Genomic DNA, 19,426 nt, shown 5'->3' on the forward strand with positions numbered 1-19,426 from the left:
GTCGTTGTTCCGTGTCAGTGGAGGCGCATTATAGGGAGTTTCTGACGGCTGACAAGCGTTTCTGCAAAAAAAACTTCCGACCGTTTCTTTTTTCAACAAACGAACAATTAACACACTTATTGTGGCTATATAACCAACAAATCAACGTTAAATTCTCCTTTATATCCATCACGGTGACATGCTTGCCGATGCTATTCTTTCTACTTCGCAGGATTTTCCTGTCGGTAATAACGACTGAGAAGGATGCCCAATGATAAAATCCGCGCGCAGTATGGCCGGACTCCCGTGGATCGCCGCTATGGCTTTCTTTATGCAGGCGCTGGATGCCACGATATTGAACACCGCTCTTCCCGCCATCGCCTTAAGCCTTAACCGTTCGCCCCTCGCTATGCAATCCGCTGTTATCAGCTACACCCTGACTGTCGCTATGCTGATCCCGGTCAGCGGCTGGCTGGCGGATCGCTTTGGCACCAGGAAGGTCTTCATCGCTGCTGTTTCTTTATTTACGCTGGGTTCACTGGCGTGCGCGCTTTCCAGCTCCCTGACCATGCTGGTTCTGTTCCGAATAGTGCAGGGGATTGGCGGCGCAATGATGATGCCCGTCGCCAGGCTGGCGCTGCTGAGAGCCTATCCACGTAGTGAGCTATTGCCCGTGCTGAATTTCGTGACTATGCCAGGGCTGGTCGGTCCGGTTCTCGGCCCCCTGCTTGGCGGCGTGTTGGTGACCTGGGCGAGCTGGCACTGGATCTTCCTGATTAATATTCCGGTGGGTATTCTCGGCATCTTCTATGCCCGCAAATATATGCCGGATTTTACCACGCCGAAACGCCGCTTCGATTTTACCGGCTTTGTGCTGTTTGGTATTGGGTTGGTGCTGCTATCCAGCGGCATTGAACTGTTTGGCGAGAAAATAGTGGCCAGCAGCCTGGCGCTGGCGGTCACCAGCGGCGGTATTCTTCTGCTTCTTCTTTATATAGTGCACGCACGCCGTCATCCAATGCCGCTGATTCCCCTTCCTATGTTTAAGACTCGAACCTTCTCGGTCGGCATTTTAGGTAATATCGCTTCGCGCCTCGGTACCGGCTCCATTCCTTTCCTGATGCCGCTGATGCTCCAGGTTGGCTTTGGTTATACGGCCGTGTTGGCTGGCTGCATGATGGCACCTACCGCACTAGGTTCAATTTTGGCAAAGTCGACGGTAACACAGGTATTACGGTGGTTCGGTTACCGTAAAACGTTGACGGGTATCAGCGTAATCATCGGCGTGCTGATTGCCAGCTTCGCGTTACAATCTCCTGCGGCCAGCCTGACGCTGTTGCTGCTGCCACTCTTTGCGCTGGGGATGGCGATGTCCACTCAGTTTACGGCAATGAATACTATAACTCTGGCAGACCTTAACGACAGCAACGCCAGCAGCGGTAATAGTATGTTGGCCGTCACCCAGCAGCTTGCTATTAGTTTTGGCGTAGCGGTCAGTGCTGCGGTACTCCGTTTTTACAGCAATTTTGACGGCACGACTGTCGATCACTTCCATGCTACTTTCCTGACGATGGGTGGAGTAACCGTCCTTTCCGGCCTGGTCTTTATGCTGCTGAAGCCTGGTGACGGTCGGCATCTGATCGCCGACAGAGAAAAGCGAAAAAAACGCACCTAGCATTCTGCCACCGAACCACGCTCAATCAGTTCCGGCGTCAGCACCAGCAGCTGCTGGCTGGCGTCGGGATCGGCAAAGCGATGGAGTAACGTATCGATAGCCAGTTCGCCCAGTTCGTCCTTGGGCTGATGAATAGTCGTTAACGGCGGCGTCATATAACGGGCCAGCTCAATATCGTCATAGCCAATCACTGCCATATCAACAGGCACCGAAAGTCCCGCCTGGTAAAGCGAATGGTAAACGCCTACGGCCATCGCATCGTTACTGGTAAATACCGCCTGCGGCCGTGGATTCAACGCCAGCAGCTGATTCATGCCGTGATAGCCGCCCTGAAATTCAAAGTCGCCGCTGACGACATAGCTTTTCGGCACCGCCAGACCTGCCTGCTTCATGGCCTGATAAAAGCCATTAAGGCGTGAACGAGCCGGCGTTTTGTCCTGCGGGCCGGCGATGCAGGCAATACGGGTATAGCCACGCGAGATCAGGAAACGCGTCGCCATTTCGCCGCCCAGCAGCGAATTGTCCTGAATAATGTCGCTGCCGCCTTCAAAAGGGGACCAGTCCATCATCACTATAGGAATAGAAGGATAGCGCTTAAGGATTTCAGGAGAGGGAAGATGGCTCTCGGTGCACATGATCAGTAATCCGTCGACGCGCTTTTGCAGCAGCGTTTCCAGACTACGATTCATCCTGTCTTCATCACCTTCAGTGTTACACAGTACCAGGCTGTAGCCACGTTCATAGCAGCTTCTTTCTACCCCGCGTACTACTTCCGAATAAAACGGGTTACTGCTGGCGGTAAGCAGCATCCCTATAGTATGCGTCTGATTAAGCTTAAGGCTGCGCGCCAGGGCAGAAGGAGCGTAGTTCAGTGCGGTAATCGCCGCGGTAACCTTGTTCTGTACCGCCTCGCTGACGAAGCGGTTTTTGTTAATAACATGAGAAACCGTAGACGTCGATACGCCCGCCAGACGAGCGACATCTTTCATAGTGGGCACGAGCTACTCCTGCTGCTGTAAAAAGCGATCGGTCTCTTCACGCCACGGCACCGAGGGCTGCGCGCCGGATCGTGTAACGGCAATAGCCGCCGCCGCATGGGCAAAGCGCACGGCCTGCGGCACGGGTTTTCCTTCCAACAGTGAGGTCATCAGCGCACCGTTAAAAGTGTCCCCTGCAGCGATAGTATCGACAGCCTGTACCTTAAATCCGGCGATGCGCTCGCCTTTACCCGCTTCGCTGAGCCATACGCCGCGGCTACCCAAGGTAATGAGCACGGTATGAATACCTTTATCATGCAGCACTGATGCCGCCCGCGCCGCGTCCTCATCAGTAGCGACAGCCACGCCGGTCAGGATTTCCGCTTCGGTTTCGTTCGGCGTAATCATATCCACCAGCGCCAGCAGCTCGTCCGATAGCGGCATGGCCGGCGCAGGGTTGAGGATAACTTTGGTATGGTGCTGACGGGCTATTTTTGCGGCCACGAACACACTTTCAAGCGGCGATTCCAGCTGCATCAGCAGCGCATCTGCGTTTTCAACAATCTGGCGATGCTTCTCGACCAGAGCGGGCGACAGAGCAGCGTTTGCACCTGCATGGATGGCAATGCTGTTTTCGCCCTCTTCATTAACGAAAATCAGCGCCACGCCGGTAGATTCGCCAGCGACTACGTCTACCGGCGCGATATCAATATTGTCTTCCGCCAGCTGCTGACGAATACGCTGGCCAATATCGTCGTCGCCTACACAGGCGATAAAAGCGATATTCGCGCCGCTGCGTCCGGCCGCGACGGCCTGATTGGCCCCTTTGCCGCCGAAGGCAATCTGATATTGCTTGCCGATCACCGTTTCGCCGGGACGAGGGAATGAGGTCAGATTAAGAATATGGTCTGCGTTGATGCTGCCGAGCACGGCCAGCCTGCCGGTTTTAATCATGGGAGCGTCCAGAAAAAGGCGCCACCTGCGAGAGGTGGCGCGTGCCATGCTTTTCTTTGATTTATTGAGTGACCAGCTTCAGGTCAACGGGATTGATAGCCTGAACCTGCTGGCCCTTCAGCACTTTATCAGCCGTTTGCACGCCGATAACGCCGATTTGCTCCGGCTGCTGCGCCACGGTGGCAGCAAGTTTGCCGCCCTGTACGGCTTTTACGCCGTCCGCGGTGCCGTCGAAGCCGACTACTACCACATCAGATTTGCCCGCCGTTTGCAATGCGCGCATTGCACCTAATGCCATTTCATCGTTCTGTGCAAACACGGCCTGCACGTCCGGATGAGCGGTCAGCAGGTTCTGCATCACGTTCAGGCCCTTGGTACGGTCAAAATCTGCGGGCTGGCTGGCAAGGATAACAAATTTATGCGCATCGGCCGCCGTTTTAAAACCTTCGCCGCGTTCGCGGGCAGCAGACGTGCCGGCAATTCCGGCCAGCTCAATAATTTTCGCTTTGTCGCCTACGCGTTTCGCAATGTAGTCGCCTGCCATTTTGCCGCCCAGACGGTTGTCGGATGCAACGTGGCTAACAACTTTACCCTGAGCAGCCACGCGGTCGAGCGTGATAACCGGGATATTGGCCTGATTCGCCATTTTCACCGCGTTGCCTACCGCATCGGAATCAGTTGGATTAATCAGCAGTAATTTTGTGCCGCGGACAGAGAGGTCCTGCACGTTGGCCAGTTCTTTTGCCGGGTTGTTCTGCGAATCCAGCACCACCAGGTTGTAGCCCAGCTTGTCCGCCTCTTTCTGAGCACCCTCTTTTAAAGAAACGAAAAACGGGTTGTTCAACGTGGACACTACCAGCGCAAGCGTCTCTTTCGCCATTGCGTTAGCGCTTAGCGTTGCGCCGAGCAGTACAGCCAGCGCCGTCATTTTAGTCATTTTCATTTTCGATTCCTGTAGGGTTATTTTTTGTTATCGACCAGCACCGCCAGCAGGATCACGACGGCTTTGACGATCATCTGGTAATAGGAGGAAACACCAAGCAGATTCAGACCATTATTAAGGAAGCCCAGAATCAGCGCGCCGACCAGCGTGCCCATGATGCGTCCTTTGCCGCCTGCCAGGCTGGTGCCGCCCAGCACCACCGCCGCGATGGCGTCCAGCTCGTAGCCGGTGCCTGCTGTAGGCTGAGCGGAAGAGAGTCGTGCAACTTCAATGGTGCCGGCCAGTGCGGCCAACATGCCGCTCAGTGCGTACACCGTAATTTTGACGCGGCTGACGCTGATCCCGGAGAGACGAGTGGCCGCTTCGTTACCGCCCAACGCATAGATATAACGGCCCAGGCGAGTATGGTGCAGCATGTACCACGCCAGCAGGAAAGTGAGCGCCATCAGCCAGACCGGCGTCGGAATACCCAGCGGCCGTCCGATACCAAACCAGCCAAACAGGTCGGCATTATCGTTAAAACCAGTATTGACCGGGCTGCCATTGGTATAAACCATGGTGGCACCACGCAGTAGTAGCATCATGACCAGCGTGGCGATAAATGCCTGTACTTTACCTTTGGCGACGATGGTGCCGGTTATCCCGCCAATCAACGCACCCAATGCCAGTGAGGCCGCTACCGCGACCAGCGCGTTGACTTCAAGACCCACCAGTGAAGCGCCTACCGCGCCAGTGAGCGCCAGCAGCGATCCCACAGACAGATCGATGCCTGAAGTCAGGATCACCAACGTCATGCCGACGGCCATAATGGCGTTGACGGAGGTCTGCTGCAAAATGTTGAACATATTGTTCAGGGTAAAGAAATTGGGGCTCTGACTGGCAACGACGGCAATCAGTACCACCAGCGCAATCAGTGATTTTTGTTCCAGCAGCCACGCTTTGCCGCGGCTGGCCTGAAGGGTTTGAGTACTCATGGTGTGACCAACTCCGCGCTATGTTGCTTACCGACCGCCGCCGCCATCAGGCGTTCCTGCGTGGCCTGTTCAATAGGAAAATCGCCGCTCAGGCGGCCTTCGTGCATGACCAGCACGCGGTCGCTCATGCCCAGCACTTCCGGCATTTCAGAAGAGACAAGAATGATGCTCAGCCCCTCTTGTTTAAACTGATTGATTAACTGATAAATCTCTTTCTTGGCGCCTACGTCCACACCGCGCGTTGGCTCGTCCAGAATCAGCACCTTAGGCCGTGTCATTAATCCACGCGCGATAGCGACTTTCTGCTGATTACCGCCGGATAAAAGTCCGATTGGTTGCAGCATTGACGGCGTTTTTACATTGAAAAGCTTGATAAAATCGCTGACCGCCAGTTGCTCTTCCGCATGTTTTAACCGTCCGCCGCCGTGACTGAAGTAATCGAGTGCGGTTAAAGACATGTTTTCTTTTACCGACATGCCAAGCACCAGCCCGTCGCGTTTGCGATCCTCGGAGATATAAACGATACCGTTACGCAGGCCTTCTTCCGGCGTGCGCGTCGTGACGTTTTTCCCATCAAGCGTGACGCTACCGCCGCTGCGTGGAAAAGCGCCGTAGAGCACTTTCATCAATTCGGTTCGGCCCGCGCCCATCAGTCCCGCTACGCCCAGGATCTCTCCTTTGCGCAGTGAAAAACTGACGTTGTTCACCCCCGGACCGCTAAGGTTCTCCACCGTTAAGCGGACTTCTCCCGGCGCGAGGTTCAGGCGCGGATACTGCTCTTCCAGCCTGCGGCCCACCATCATTTCGATTAACGTCTCTTCATTCAGGGTATCGACCGCTCTTTCGGCAATGAATTGCCCGTCGCGAAACACCGTGACGTCATCGCATATTTCAAAAATCTCTTTCATGCGGTGCGAGATATAAACAATGCCGCAGCCCTGGGCCTTCAGCTCGCGAATAACGCGAAACAGCGAGGCCGTTTCGGTATCGGTCAACGCATCTGTAGGCTCATCCATCACGATGACTTTTGACTCAAAGCTCAACACCTTGGCAATTTCGACCATTTGCTGATCGCCAATCGACAGATCGCCCACCAGTTTATGGCTGTTGAAGCGCAGGTTCAGCCGCTGTAGCAACTTGTCCGCTTCCGCATAAAGCTTTTTCCAGCGGATGCCGCCAAAAGCATTAACGAATTCGCGGCCTAAAAAGATGTTTTCCGCCACGCTGAGCTGCGGGATAAGATTCAGTTCCTGATGAATGATACCGATGCCCGCTTCCTGTGACGCCTTAGGCCCGCTGAAATTAACCTCTTCGCCCTGCCATTTAATGGAGCCGGCGTCACGGGCATAGATGCCGGTCATGACCTTCATCATGGTCGATTTTCCAGCACCGTTTTCGCCGACCAGCGCCATCACGCGGCCGGGGTAAACCGCCAGCGAAGCACCGGAAAGCGCTTTTACGCCGGGGAAGGCTTTTTCAATGCCCTGTAGTTGCAATAAAGGTTGCATGACGGCCTCAGAAGGTCACGCCAGCGCCAAGGATGATGTTCGCGTAAGGCGAGCATTCCCCGCTGCGAATAACCGCATGGCTGCGCTGTGTTAACTGTTTGAACTGTTGATGAGAGACGTACTGAACGGCAATGGTATTCCCCTGACGTTGCTGCAGTAACTCGAGCAGAGTGGAAAGTTCGCCATGAAGCCGTGGATTATGAGACTTAATCTCTTCAGCAATGATGGCACTTTCGACCTGCATCTCTTTCGTCACGGTGTCGACTACCTGCATAAAGCCTGGGATGCCCGGTGTCAGCGCGAGGTCGATGCGTTCTGGCCCGGAAGGAATGGGAAGACCCGCATCGCCGATCGTGACGCTATCGGTATGGCCCAGGCGAGAAACCAGGGAGGAGATTGCAGAATTCAGTAAGGCGCCTTTTTTCATCTTTCACTCCAGAGCGAAACGTTTCGCTGATCGGGAGTGTAAAAAAACGGCGGCGGAAAACAATCGTCATGCTACGGAACTGTGATCGCTATCGAAACGTTTCGTTAAGAGTTGTTGAAGGGGCAGAACAGGAAGGAAAAATGCCCGGTCATCAAAACAGGACAAAAAAAGACCGCCCGGAAAGGCGGTCAAGAGGGATTAGTTAAATACCATTCCGCCATCAATCAGCAGTGACTGACCGGTCATATAGTCAGAGTCAGGCCCGGCAAGGAAAGAGACGCAGGCCGAAACATCTTCTGGTTCAGACAGGCGACCCAGCGTAATACGTTTGGCAAACTCTGCCGTACCGTAGCCCAGCGGTTTACCTGCCGCTTCGGATACCTGACGGTCTATTTCATCCCACATCGGCGTTTTAACGATGCCTGGACAAAAAGCGTTGACGGTAATGCCCAACGCCGCCAGATCGCGTGCAGCGGTTTGCGTCAGGCCGCGTACGGCAAATTTGCTGGAGCTGTAGACTGCCAGTTCCGGGTTACCGACATGGCCAGCCTGCGAGCAGGCATTGATGATTTTGCCGCCGTGTCCCTCAGCTTTAAAAGCCTGAATCGCGGCCTGCATTCCCCAAATCACGCCTTTTACGTTGATATCGTAGACTTTATCTACCATTTCAGCCGTAATCTCTTCAATTGGCGTGGTCGGTGCAATACCGGCGTTGTTAACGATGACGTCAAAACCGCCAAGCTCTTTGCGCGACTGTTCCACTGCAGCGATCACCTGGTCGCGTTTTGAAACGTCTACCGTTATTGCCATTGCTTTACCGCCTGCGCTGACAATCTCATCGGCCACCTGACGCGCGGTCTGGCTGTTATAGTCCGCTACCGCCACGGCAAAACCGTCTTTCGCCAGGCGAAGCGCTATCGCTTTACCGATACCCTGACCGCTACCTGTAACTAAGGCTACTTTCGTTTTCATATTATCTCCTTGAATACTAAAGAATCTGGCTCAGATGCAGCTGGCCCATCAGCATCGGGTTATCGGCATAATCTACCGGTACGGCTACCACAGCAGGCCCGTCAACATCCATTGCTTTACGCAGTGTCGGCTCCAGTTCAGCCGCGCTTTCCACTGCAAAGCCCGCGGCACCAAATGCCTGCGCATAGGCTTTAAAATCAACCGGCCCAAACTTCACGCCGGAGACGCGCTGGTATTTTTTCTCTTCCTGCATCGCTACCATGTTGTAGGCTTCATCAACCCAGATGATATGCAGAATATTGGCTTTAAGCCTGACGGCAGTTTCCAGCTCCATGCTCGACTGCAGGAAGCCGCCATCGCCGGATACCGACACCACTTTGCGGCTCGGATCCACCAGCCAGGCACCGATCGCCCAGGGCAGCGCCACGCCCATTGTCTGCTGTCCGTTGGAGATCATGATCTGACGAGCACGGAAGCTATAGAGATAGCGGGCGATCCAGATATGGAAGCTGCCCATATCGACGGTCAGCGTAACGTCGTTGTTGATGATGTCCTGCATGGCGCGCACGATCCGCAGCGGATGCAGCGCGAACTGGTTGAGATTTTTACCCTGCATCGACAGTAGCTGACGCTGCTGTTGACGATCTTCCAGAATGGCTGCGGCTCCCGCACTAAGCTGTAAAGGCGTCTCAATACGCTCGGCCAGCCTGTCGATAGTTGCGGCAATATCACCAATCAGTTCTGCATCAGGCAAATAGTGGTTATCGGCATCAGAAGGCAGCACATCGATATGCACCAGCGTGGCACCACCGCTGTTCCACATGGCCGGTTCGTATTCAACCGGGCTGTAGCCGATAGTAATAATCAGATCGGCTTCGCGCAGAAGACGGTCGCCCGCCTGATTGTTAAATAGCCCGACGCGGCCTGCGAATCGTGAGAAGTGCTCCTGTCGAACCGCGCCAGCCGCCTGGTAGGTACTGGTTACCGGGATTCGGCTACGTTCCAACAGGCGATGGATCGCATCGCTGTTTGCCGGCTGGCTGGCCATCAGTCCCAGCAGCAAGACCGGGTTTTTCGCTTTCGCCATTTGCGCGGCAACGGCAGCAATGGCCGCATCTGGCGCAGGGCCCAGTAGCAGCTGACCTTTACTGGTCAACAGCTGGCCACGAGCGGGCTGGTCAACAATATCCTGTGGCAGGCTGACGAAGGCTCCACCGCCGCGGCCGTGTTCAGCATGACGGAAGGCGTTAGAGACCACTTCCGCCAGCGCGTTAGAATCGGTTACTTCCACCGCATATTTGGTGACCGGACGAAACATCGACACGGTATCCATACTCTGATGCACCTGTTTGGCGCTGTCGGCACGCTTCACCTGTCCACCGAGCGCGACTACCGGGTCGCCTTCACTAGTGGCGGTCGCCATGCCCGTGATCAGATTCGAACAGCCCGGTCCGGAAGTCACCAGCGCAACGCCTGCGTTGCCGGTCAGGCGCCCCACCGCAGCAGCCATAAAAGCGGCGTTTGCTTCATGGCGTACCGGAATGGTCTGGATGGTTGAGTCCACCAGCGAATCAAACATTTTATCGATCTTCGCGCCTGGAATGCCGAAGACCTGTTTTACGCCCTGAGCTTCCAGCTGCGCCACGACCAAATCGGCGCCGTGCTGCCAGAGAGCGGTTTCGGTTGGATTTTTCATCTTGATTCCTCAGAATTAGCTTTCAACGGCGCGAATGGCGGAATCCAGATTTTCCGGATTCAGATTGGCCTGTAGAAAATCACTGTCGCCAGGCAGATCGATAACAAGCTTGCTGATTTCGCCAAAGGTAAGCTCGCCTTCCTCCAGCTGGTAATCCAGCAGGTGGCCGCCTCCCTGACGATCGTCAGTAATGAAATGTTCGTGGTAGCCCGCCACGTTGATGCCTTGCATATACTGCGGGGTCCGGAAACCGATCAGCACGCCATCGCGCTGGCTGAACCGGAAGGTAGGCTGCTGACCAAGCACTTCCGGCATAGAACGATAGGGCCGATGCTGGCAAGGTACGGTGCGCGTGGAGGCGGCAGAAAAACGACCGTTAATCCGCAGCGCGCAAAACTGATTGTCTGACGTCACCTGGCTATCGATCAGATCGTGAATAGCCTGACGGCTGGCCGGTGCGGAAAAGCGGTGCCGGTACTGAGGCTGGAAGAATGTCATCACCGCAAAAGGCGTTTTCTGCTGCGGATCGGCTTCCCGTGCGCTGCCATCGGAACGCAGCTGATAGACCTCGCTGTCAAAAGCGATCAGCTCGCCATCAAGCTGGTTGAAGGTGCCCAGACCAAAGTCACCCTTTTTCAACAGGTCGGCTACGGTCACGCTGCCTTCGTATACGCCGCTGAGCAACGCACTCATCAGAGAGGTTTGATAGATGACGCTTTCTGGTCTTTGTTGACGGAGCGCGCTGACGGTTGAAACCAGCTGTTGCTCACATAAACAGTCGGTTACAGAATGTTTCATAACATGCCTCTATGCTGGAACAGTTCAGAATTACTAATTGAATGTTGACTCGATTCAGTTATGAATTCCAATATAGAAAGCCCATCACTTTGAGACGAATTAAATATGGAACTCCGCCATCTGCGTTATTTTGTCGCGGTCGCGCAAACGCGTCACTTTACGCGCGCTGCAGAAATGCTGGGGATCTCGCAACCGCCGCTCAGCCAGCAAATCCTGCGTCTGGAACGGGAAATAGGTACGCCGCTGCTAAAAAGGTTGTCTCGCGGCGTGGAATTAACGGAGGCGGGCGAAGCTTTTTATCAGGATGCCTGTCAGATTTTGGAGCTGACCGGTCATGCGCTGGAGAAAGCCAAGGGGATAGCACGCGGCGTGACAGGTAAGCTTTCACTGGGTGTTGCCAGCTCGGTCGGCTTTCATCCGAAGATTTTTGCCTTAATGAAGGATTTTCAGGCGCGCTATCCCTCAATGACCATACTGACACGTGAGCAAAATATGGCGTCGCTGATGCATGATTTACAGGAGGGATTACTGGATGCCGCTTTCGTTCGTCTGCCCTGTGAGAGCAGTAAGGCGTTTAACCTGAAGGTGATAGCCAGCGAGAAGATGCTTGTCGCTTTGCCTGCCAGTCATCTGCTGGCGACTAACACGCAGATTCCACTGTCGCAGCTATCTGGCGATACGCTGATCATGTTTCCGCGTGAAGTTGCGCCAAGCCTGTATGAGTTGGTGATCAGCGCCTGCCTGCGTGCCGGTTTTCAGCCGCACACCGGCCAGCAGTCACCGCAAATTTCCTCGTCTATCGGCATGGTTGCCGCCGGATTCGGTTTTGCTATCGTGCCGGAATCGCTGTGTTGTATTGCTCACCCCGGCGTGGTGTTTCGTCCCATTGACGACGCGACGCTCAATACGGATATTGCACTGGCCTGGCGCCGCTTCGACCGATCGCCTGCCGTCCTGCATCTGTCGGCGATGGCGACCTAGCCTCAGCGGGGTGGGGCTGGCCGGGCGTTAAGAACGTAGCCAGCCCCACTGCTTTTCTCTTCCACAGACAAAGCAGTGGCATGCTCGGACAGCCGGTATAACTGTCGCAGCGCCGGGGCTGCTGCATCAGTTCAGCTTGTGGATCTTCTTCACGTCCAGCTCGGTCGAATTAAAGTCCTTATCCAGTTCGCCCTGAATTTCGACTTTATCTTTTGGCGTGACGTTCTGGCCTTCCCAGCGCTTATGATCGATATCCACCTTCATGGTGCCGGTCGCATCGCGGAAAATATAATCATCATCGCTGACACGCTTTTCAATGGTACCGCGCATCGTCACCCAGGCGTCATCTTTCAGATCCTGCGCTTGCTTAACGGTAACCACGGTCTCATCTCCGCTGAATCCGCCTTTCTGCACGTTAGCCGCTGGCGCAGTCGGGTCACTAAAGCCCCCGTTTTGAGCAGCAAATAGCGGGCCGGAAACCAGCGCGGTGAGGGCTAACAGAGCGGCAGTTTTTTTCATCATAGTCACCTTTATTCCATGGAGTAAGGCAGCGTTCGCTGCACGATTCGTTGTGTCAGGACCCAGTTAACCAAATTTTTCTTAACAGGATCTTAAGGGGCTTCGTCAAAGGTATGGTTTGCGAGACGGGCCGTAAAACAACCTCTTTCTCCACGTTTTGCCTGTACAGCGTCCGTTGCCTTTCGTATAAAACCGTTAATTACAGAGGAAGTCGTCATGAGAATATTGGTCATTGAAGACGATCGCCTGATTGGCGACGGCATTAAAGCAGGATTGGGTAAACTGGGCTTCAGCGTTGACTGGTTTACCGAGGGCAAAACAGGGCAGGCGGCGCTTTCTGCGGCATCTTACGACGCGGTGGTGCTGGATTTAAGCTTGCCCGGTATTGATGGAATGACTATCTTGCGCGGCTGGCGACAGCAGGGGCGGGACGAGCCGGTGCTGATCCTGACTGCACGGGATGCACTGGAACAGCGGCTCGCCGGGTTACAACAGGGGGCAGACGACTACCTTTGCAAGCCCTTCGCCCTGAGCGAAGTTGCCGCCCGGCTACAGGCATTAATTCGACGTCGTCATGGCCAGCTACAGCCCGTATTGCGCCACGGCGGAGTGGCAATGGCGTCCGGTTCGCATACCGCAACGTTAAATGACGAGCCGCTGCCTCTGAAGCCGCGCGAGCTGGCCCTACTGGAGTTGTTTTTGCTTAATCCAGGCCGCGTATTGACTCGCGCGCAGCTGGAGGAAAAATTGTACAGCTGGGATGACGATGTCTCCAGCAACGCCGTTGAAGTCCATATTCATCACCTGCGTAAAAAGCTGGGCAGTACTTTCATCCGTACCGTGCATGGTGTCGGCTATACGCTGGGAGCGCTATCATGCACCGGCTGAGCTTACGCCTGCGCCTGATGCTGGGCTTTCTTCTGCTGACGCTCATCTGCTGGGGAGTGGCCAGTATCGGCTCATGGTGGCAGACGCGGCATAATATCAATCAGCTGTTTGATACCCAGCTGATGCTGTTTGCCAAACGGTTGACGACCATGGACCCCAACCAGTTGAGCCAGGCACCTTTAACGCTGCCCAAAACCAAAAAGCTGCTGAAGCACCATCGTGGTGAGCAGGATGATGATGCGCTGGCATTTGCCATTTTCACTGCAGATGGCCGCATGGTGATGAATGATGGCGACAACGGTAAGCACTTTCTTTTTGATCGCCGGAGCAACGGTTTTAGCGATGTCAGGCTCAGTGACGATGACGATTTATGGCGCATGGTCTGGCTGTCTACCCCTGATAACCACTACGTGGTGGCGGTCGGCCAGGAGTGGGAATACCGTAACGACATGACCCGCGATATTGTCCAGACCAGCCTGATCCCCTGGCTGATTGCGCTGCCTGTCATGCTGCTGTTGCTGCTGTGGCTGATCACACGCGAGCTGACGCCGCTGAAAAGAATTGCCCACCAGCTGCGCCTGCGGACGCCCGATGACGGTACTCAGCTGGTGGAAAAACGGGTGCCCCATGAAGTAAAACCCTTGCTGACAGAGCTGAACGCCCTGTTCTCGCGCGTCAGTGAAATGCTGCTGCGCGAACGGCGTTTTACTTCTGATGCCGCCCATGAGTTAAGAAGCCCACTGGCCGCCCTCAAGGTACAGGCAGAAGTGGCACAGCTAGCCCACGATGATGAGGAAGTACGCCACCACGCGCTAAAAAATCTGGATCTCGGTATCGATCGCGCAACTCGCCTGGTGGATCAACTGCTTACCCTTTCAAGGCTGGACAACAAGGCCGATCTGGCAACCGAAAGTCTGGATGTTCGTCAGCTGCTTCAGCAAACGGTGATCGATCATTATCCACAGGCGCAGGTGGCCGGGATGGAAATCGTGCTGGAAGCGCCGTCATTGCCCGTGATCCGTAGCGGCAACGCTTTACTGCTTTCGTTGATGCTGCGTAACCTGGTAGAAAACGCCCTGCGTTATGGCTTGTCTGGTAACGAGGTACGGCTGAGTATTAATGAGAAGGGTTTTACCGTCAGGGATAACGGTCCTGGCGTTAGCGAAGAAGATCTGCATCGCCTGGGGCAACGCTTTTATCGGCCGCCGGGCCAGGAAAAATCAGGCAGTGGCCTGGGCTTATCTATCGTTAGCCGTATTGCGCGACTGCATGGCATGCAGATGCGCTGCGCCAACGTCGATGGCGGCGGCTTTGCGGTTATGGTGACGTGGCAGTAATGTTCATCTGGTCGGGTCAGACGGCTGAGGATACCGGTAAAACAGAAAGTGCTGCCAGGAAAATAAGGCCGTTACAGGCCAGCAATGTTTCTCAGGGCAGGCAGAGAAACACATGGATTGTCGTGAAAGCCAAAAGAAAGGGCCGACAACGGTCGGCCCTGGCTTCTTAGATTTCAACCTGTGTGCCCAGCTCAATGACCCGGTTTGGCGGGATTTCAAACTGGTCAGGCGCGCGCAGGGCGTTGCGCTGTAGCGCCATAAACAGCTTGCCGCGTAGCCTCAGATACCACGGACGCTTACCGATAATCAGCGATTCATGCGACATAAAGAAGGAGGTTTCCATCATCCGACAGTTCAGGCCTTCCAGCCCGCAGCGATGAAAAATCTCCTCCATGTTAGGCGTTTCCCGCCAGCCGTAGCTCGCGACCACGCGCCAAAAAGTAGGCGAAAGCTGCTCGATAGAGACGCGACGGACATTATGTACGTAAGGCGCATCTTCCGTGCGTAAGGTCAGCAGCACAACACGTTCATGTAACACTTTGTTGTGCTTGAGGTTATGCAGCATGGCAAAAGGAATGACGTTCAGCGCACGCGACATATAAACGGCGGTGCCCGGCACGCGTACCGGCGGCGACTTCTCAAGCGAGACAATCATAGCGTCCAGCGAGTTGCCGTGTTCATGCATCCGGCGCAGCAGACGAAAACGTTCGCTTTTCCAGGTCGTCATGATCACCAACATTACCAGTGCCAGGCTCAGCGGCAGCCAGCCGCCCGAGAACACTTTCACCAGGTTGGCCGAGAAGAGTGAAACGTCGATGCACAACATACACAACAGGATAAACATCACCAGATAGCGGTTCCAGTGCCAGTTTTTGATCGCCACCGTCGTACAGAGGATAGAGGTCAGTACCATCGTGCCGGTCACGGCAATACCATAAGCGGCGGCCAGGTTACTGGAATGCTTAAAGCCTACTATCACGATGACCACAGAGAAAAAGAGTATCCAGTTAATAACCGGGATATAGATTTGGCCAGACTCTTCTTCAGAGGTGTGCACGATACGCATAGGCGGTAAATAGCCCAGACGAACTGCCTGCCGGGTCAGTGAGAAAACCCCGGAGATCACGGCCTGAGAGGCGATCACCGTCGCCAGCGTCGCCAGGATCAGCATAGGGATAAGCGCCCAGTCAGGGGCCAGCAGGAAGAACGGGTTTTTTATCGCTTCAGGATGCTTCAGCAGCAGGGCGCCCTGGCCGAAATAGTTCAATACCAGTGAAGGCAACACCGCCAGGAACCAGGCAAGCCGAATAGGCAGCTTGCCAAAATGGCCCATATCGGCATAAAGCGCTTCGACACCCGTGATGGCCAGCACCACGGCGCCCAGCGCAAAAAACGAGACGGTTTTATATTCAAAAAAGAAGTGGATTGCCCAGTAAGGATTCAGCGCGTGCAGCACATCGGGATTCGCCATAATGCCGCGGACGCCCAATATGGCCAGAATGATGAACCACACCAGCATTACCGGGGCGAACAGTTTCCCCACAATACCCGTGCCGTGTTTCTGAATCATAAATAACAGCGTCAGCACCGCTATTGCCAGCGGCACGATCCAGGCGTCAAGATTAGGGGCGGCAATTTCCAGCCCTTCGATAGCGGAAAGTACCGAAACGGCTGGCGTAATAACCACTTCACCGTAAAAGAAACTGCCGCCAATCAGCCCCATGATGACCAAAATCGCCGTCGCTCTGGCACCGGTATGACGGCCAGCCAGGGACATCAGGGTCAGAATTCCCCCTTCACCTGCGTTATCGGCGCGCATCACGTAGCTGATATATTTTAACGACACCACCAGCACTAACAGCCAGAAAATCAGCGAAAGGAAACCGAATACCGCATCGCGCTCAACGCCAAAACCGAACTGGCCGGAGAGGCACTCTCTTAAGGTATAAAGGGGGCTGGTACCGATATCGCCATAGACAACGCCTATTGCCGCTAACGTCACGGCACCAAGGGACTGCTTTTTATCAGAACTCATAGGAATATCTTTTATTGGAGCTGATGGCTGTATTGTACGGGCTCATCAGGTCATCAAAAAACGCACAGTATGCACGAATCATTGCGAATGCCTATCCTTAATTGGAATGTGGAAAGCGACTTCAATGGTCTGTGTCACCCTTTGACAAGAAAAAAGCTGACGCATATCAACTCTTTCAAGCATCATAGCCAGTAGTGTTTGCGCTCGCCAGTCACCCTGGCCTGAACGTAGAAAAGGATGAATGTTTGATGATGTCCCAACCTCACCGTCTGGCGGAAAGAATCGCTCGCCTTAGCAATGCCTTAGAAAAGGGACTTTATGAACGGCATCATGCCATCCGCCTCTGTCTGTTAGCAGCATTGAGCGGTGAAAGCGTTTTTTTGCTTGGCCCGCCAGGCATTGCCAAAAGCCTTATCGCCCGTCGCCTGAAGTATGCTTTTCAGCACGCCCGCGCCTTTGAATATCTCATGACCCGCTTCTCCACGCCGGAAGAAGTTTTTGGCCCACTTTCCATTCAGGCGCTGAAAGATGAAGGACGCTATCAGCGCCTGATTAAAGGCTATCTGCCCGATGCTGAAATCGTCTTTCTGGATGAAATATGGAAAGCCGGACCGGCCATTCTTAACACGTTGCTGACCGCCATCAACGAACGCCGCTTTCGCAACGGTGACTGTGAAGAACCGATCCCAATGCGATTATTGGTGACCGCATCCAATGAGCTGCCCGAAGCCGACAGCGGCCTGGAAGCGCTATATGACCGCATGCTGATCCGGCTGTGGCTGGATAATGTGCATGAGAAACAGAACTTTCGCAGCATGTTGACCCACCAGCAGGATGAGAACAGCAATCCCGTTGCGGAGTCGCTCTGCATCACTGATGAAGAGTATAGCGAATGGCAAAAAGGCATTACGCAGGTTGCGCTCCCGGACGAGGTGTTTGAACTGATATTCATGCTGCGCCAGCAGTTGGAAAACCAGCCCGAAGCGCCTTATATCTCCGATCGCCGCTGGAAAAAAGCGATTCATCTTTTACAGGCCTGTGCTTTTTACAGCGGTCGTAAAGCGATTGCGCCAGTAGATCTGATCTTGCTGAAGGATTGTCTGTGGCACGACGTCGCGTCGATGAAGCTGCTGGATCGCGAAATCGACAATCTGATCACCCAGCAGGCGTGGCAACAGCAGCCGATGCTGATCAAACTGCAACAAATTGCTTCGCGTCGACTAAGCCTGCAACAGGCGAAAAGCGTAGAGCAGGCGATCAGACTGGAAAAGCACGGCGGTATGTTCAGCCGTAAACCCCACTACGAGCTGCCGGCAGCGTTGTCCGCCGATACGCTGACGCTGATGCTGCAAAAGCCATTAATGCTGCATGATATGCAGGTGAGCCATATCGTGATTGCCCGTGAATCGCTGCACCACTGGCTGCAAAAAGGTGGCGAAGTGCGCGGCAAGCTTAACGGAATCGGTTTTGCCCAAACGCTGGACCTGCACGTAGACGGTAACGACTGCCTGACGTTACGTGATGTCAGCCTTCAAACTTCACGGTTGATGCTGCCGGGCCAACCGTTGGCAAACGGGCTGCCACAGGAGATTATTGAAGCGCTCGATGAGGCAGAGGCGCAGCTTTACGCCCAGCGTACGTTATTCAGTCAGTATCATCGCTGCCTGTTTATCAGCGACGACTGGCTGGCGAAGATCGAGGAGAGCCTGCAGCAGGTAGCAGAACAGCTGAAACAGGTGCGCCGTTGATATCGCTGGATACGCTCAGCGCTTTTCTGGCGGTCAGCGAAGGGGAGCTGATTGAAGAGCTGGTCGTGGCACTGTTGGCCAGCCCGCAGCTCGCCATTTTTTTTGAAAAATTTCCCGGCATGAAAAAGGCGCTGTTGCACGATTTGCCCCGCTGGAAATCGGAGATCCTGGCGCAGCTGAAGCAAACAGCCGTGCCGGAAGCGCTTGCCGGTGAGTTCACGCTTTTTCAACAGTGCCAGCCGCTCGCCCATCAGGCCTTTTGCCTGAAGCTGCCGGAAATTCTTCTTTATCTGGATTCGCATCAGTCGCCGTTTAAAGACAAAGCACGCGAGCTAATCGCGCATACTACTGCCGGTCAAATAATGAGCGAGCCGCAGCATACGCTGTTTTTACAGCGCTGGCGGTTGAGTCTGACGCTGCAAACCCTGGCGCTGAATCAGCAACTGCTCGACAGTGAGCGGGAAAAACTGCTGGCGGAACTACAGCAACGGCTGGCGATGAGCGGTCAGCTGGCGCCTGTTCTGTCGGATGACAGCGAGAGCGCGGCCGGGCGCCTGTGGGACCTGAGCAGAAGCCCGGTACAGCGCGGCGACTACCAGCTGATCGTCGATTACGGCGATTTTCTGGCGCAGCAGCCGATGCTGCAAAAACTGGCGGAACAGCTGGGCCGCAGCCGCGAAGCCAAAGCGATACTGAGCGAGGATGCCCCGCTGGAGGCGTTCCATCAGCTGGTGAGAGAGCCAGCCAGCGTACCGGAAGAGGTCAATGGCATTCATCAAAGCGACGATGTGCTGCGCCTGCTGCCCCCCGAACTGGCTGCGCTGGGCATTAGCGAGCTGGAACTGGAGTTCTACCGCAGGCTGGTAGAGAAGCGGTTGCTGACCTATCGGCTACAGGGGGAAGCCTGGCATGACAGGGTTTCGCTACGTCCGGTCAGCCACCAGCAGCATGATGAGCAGCCGCGTGGCCCCTTTATTATCTGCGTGGAAACTTCAGGCTCGATGGGGGGGTTTAA

At 54.8% G+C, this 19,426-nt stretch carries 17 protein-coding genes; 6 read left to right on the forward strand and 11 right to left on the reverse strand.

Features of this window, described 5'->3' with window-relative positions:
• The first annotated feature begins 250 nt into the window (after positions 1-250).
• Entirely contained in the window at positions 251-1,654 is a 1,404-nt protein-coding gene (gene mdtD / locus RTK32_RS06085; protein WP_312042584.1) for a multidrug transporter subunit MdtD, read from the forward strand.
• On the opposite strand, the gene rbsR is transcribed toward mdtD, so the two are convergent.
• The 9 genes from rbsR to budA form a co-directional block, all read right to left on the reverse strand.
• Positions 1,651-2,652 (reverse strand): ribose operon transcriptional repressor RbsR, encoded by a 1,002-nt coding sequence (gene rbsR, locus RTK32_RS06090; protein WP_409451067.1) that lies wholly within the window; start codon positions 2,650-2,652, stop codon positions 1,651-1,653. The two genes, mdtD and rbsR, sit on opposite strands and share 4 nt — an antisense overlap.
• A gap of 3 nt (positions 2,653-2,655) precedes the next feature.
• Positions 2,656-3,585 (reverse strand): ribokinase, encoded by a 930-nt coding sequence (gene rbsK, locus RTK32_RS06095; protein ID WP_312042585.1) that lies wholly within the window; start codon positions 3,583-3,585, stop codon positions 2,656-2,658.
• A 61-nt stretch (positions 3,586-3,646) separates the two neighbouring features.
• Positions 3,647-4,528 (reverse strand): ribose ABC transporter substrate-binding protein RbsB, encoded by an 882-nt coding sequence (rbsB, locus tag RTK32_RS06100; protein WP_312042586.1) that lies wholly within the window; start codon positions 4,526-4,528, stop codon positions 3,647-3,649.
• A gap of 17 nt (positions 4,529-4,545) precedes the next feature.
• Positions 4,546-5,502: a ribose ABC transporter permease gene (gene rbsC, locus RTK32_RS06105; RefSeq protein ID WP_312042587.1), complete on the reverse strand. Its 957-nt coding sequence runs from the start codon at positions 5,500-5,502 to the stop codon at positions 4,546-4,548.
• Positions 5,499-7,010 carry a ribose ABC transporter ATP-binding protein RbsA gene (gene rbsA / locus RTK32_RS06110; RefSeq protein WP_312042588.1) on the reverse strand — a complete coding sequence of 504 codons (1,512 nt, stop codon included), beginning with the start codon at positions 7,008-7,010 and terminating at the stop codon, positions 5,499-5,501. The genes rbsC and rbsA overlap by 4 nt, the downstream gene beginning before the upstream one ends.
• Before the next feature lie 7 nt (positions 7,011-7,017).
• Positions 7,018-7,437 carry a D-ribose pyranase gene (gene rbsD / locus RTK32_RS06115; RefSeq protein WP_312042589.1) on the reverse strand — a complete coding sequence of 140 codons (420 nt, stop codon included), beginning with the start codon at positions 7,435-7,437 and terminating at the stop codon, positions 7,018-7,020.
• A gap of 198 nt (positions 7,438-7,635) precedes the next feature.
• Positions 7,636-8,409: a (S)-acetoin forming diacetyl reductase gene (locus RTK32_RS06120; protein WP_312042590.1), complete on the reverse strand. Its 774-nt coding sequence runs from the start codon at positions 8,407-8,409 to the stop codon at positions 7,636-7,638.
• 16 nt (positions 8,410-8,425) lie between these two features.
• Positions 8,426-10,105 carry an acetolactate synthase AlsS gene (gene alsS, locus RTK32_RS06125; RefSeq protein ID WP_312042591.1) on the reverse strand — a complete coding sequence of 560 codons (1,680 nt, stop codon included), beginning with the start codon at positions 10,103-10,105 and terminating at the stop codon, positions 8,426-8,428.
• A 15-nt stretch (positions 10,106-10,120) separates the two neighbouring features.
• Entirely contained in the window at positions 10,121-10,903 is a 783-nt protein-coding gene (budA, locus tag RTK32_RS06130) for an acetolactate decarboxylase (RefSeq protein WP_312042592.1), read from the reverse strand.
• Between the two features lie 105 nt (positions 10,904-11,008).
• Here budA and RTK32_RS06135 point away from each other — a divergent pair, with 105 nt between their 5' ends.
• Positions 11,009-11,884, forward strand: a complete 876-nt coding sequence (locus RTK32_RS06135; RefSeq protein ID WP_312042593.1) for a LysR family transcriptional regulator — start codon at positions 11,009-11,011, stop codon at positions 11,882-11,884.
• Between the two features lie 126 nt (positions 11,885-12,010).
• Here the strand turns inward: RTK32_RS06135 and RTK32_RS06140 are convergent, their stop codons facing one another.
• Complete coding sequence (locus tag RTK32_RS06140) at positions 12,011-12,403, reverse strand: YgiW/YdeI family stress tolerance OB fold protein (RefSeq protein ID WP_312042599.1); 393 nt, start codon at positions 12,401-12,403, stop codon at positions 12,011-12,013.
• 216 nt (positions 12,404-12,619) lie between these two features.
• On the opposite strand from RTK32_RS06140, the gene qseB reads away from it, so the two are divergent.
• Positions 12,620-13,291: a quorum sensing response regulator transcription factor QseB gene (gene qseB, locus RTK32_RS06145; protein ID WP_312042594.1), complete on the forward strand. Its 672-nt coding sequence runs from the start codon at positions 12,620-12,622 to the stop codon at positions 13,289-13,291.
• On the forward strand, positions 13,279-14,628 hold the full coding sequence (qseC, locus tag RTK32_RS06150; protein WP_312042595.1) for a quorum sensing histidine kinase QseC: 1,350 nt from the start codon (positions 13,279-13,281) through the stop codon (positions 14,626-14,628). The genes qseB and qseC overlap by 13 nt, the downstream gene beginning before the upstream one ends.
• A 166-nt stretch (positions 14,629-14,794) precedes the next feature.
• Here qseC and kup read toward each other — a convergent pair whose 3' ends face one another.
• The gene (gene kup / locus RTK32_RS06155; RefSeq protein ID WP_312042596.1) at positions 14,795-16,663 is read right to left on the reverse strand and encodes a low affinity potassium transporter Kup; all 1,869 of its coding nucleotides are present in this window, start codon (positions 16,661-16,663) and stop codon (positions 14,795-14,797) included.
• A 251-nt stretch (positions 16,664-16,914) separates the two neighbouring features.
• Between kup and ravA the strand changes: the two genes are divergently transcribed.
• Together ravA and RTK32_RS06165 are read left to right on the forward strand one after the other, a co-directional pair.
• Entirely contained in the window at positions 16,915-18,411 is a 1,497-nt protein-coding gene (gene ravA, locus RTK32_RS06160; protein ID WP_312042600.1) for an ATPase RavA, read from the forward strand.
• Positions 18,408-19,426, forward strand: a 1,019-nt coding sequence (locus tag RTK32_RS06165) for a hypothetical protein (protein ID WP_312042597.1), incomplete at its 3' end; no start/stop codon positions are given. The genes ravA and RTK32_RS06165, both read left to right, overlap by 4 nt.

Origin of the sequence: Erwinia sp. (genome assembly GCF_031978025.1) — a bacterium.
Classification (GTDB): domain Bacteria; phylum Pseudomonadota; class Gammaproteobacteria; order Enterobacterales; family Enterobacteriaceae; genus Erwinia.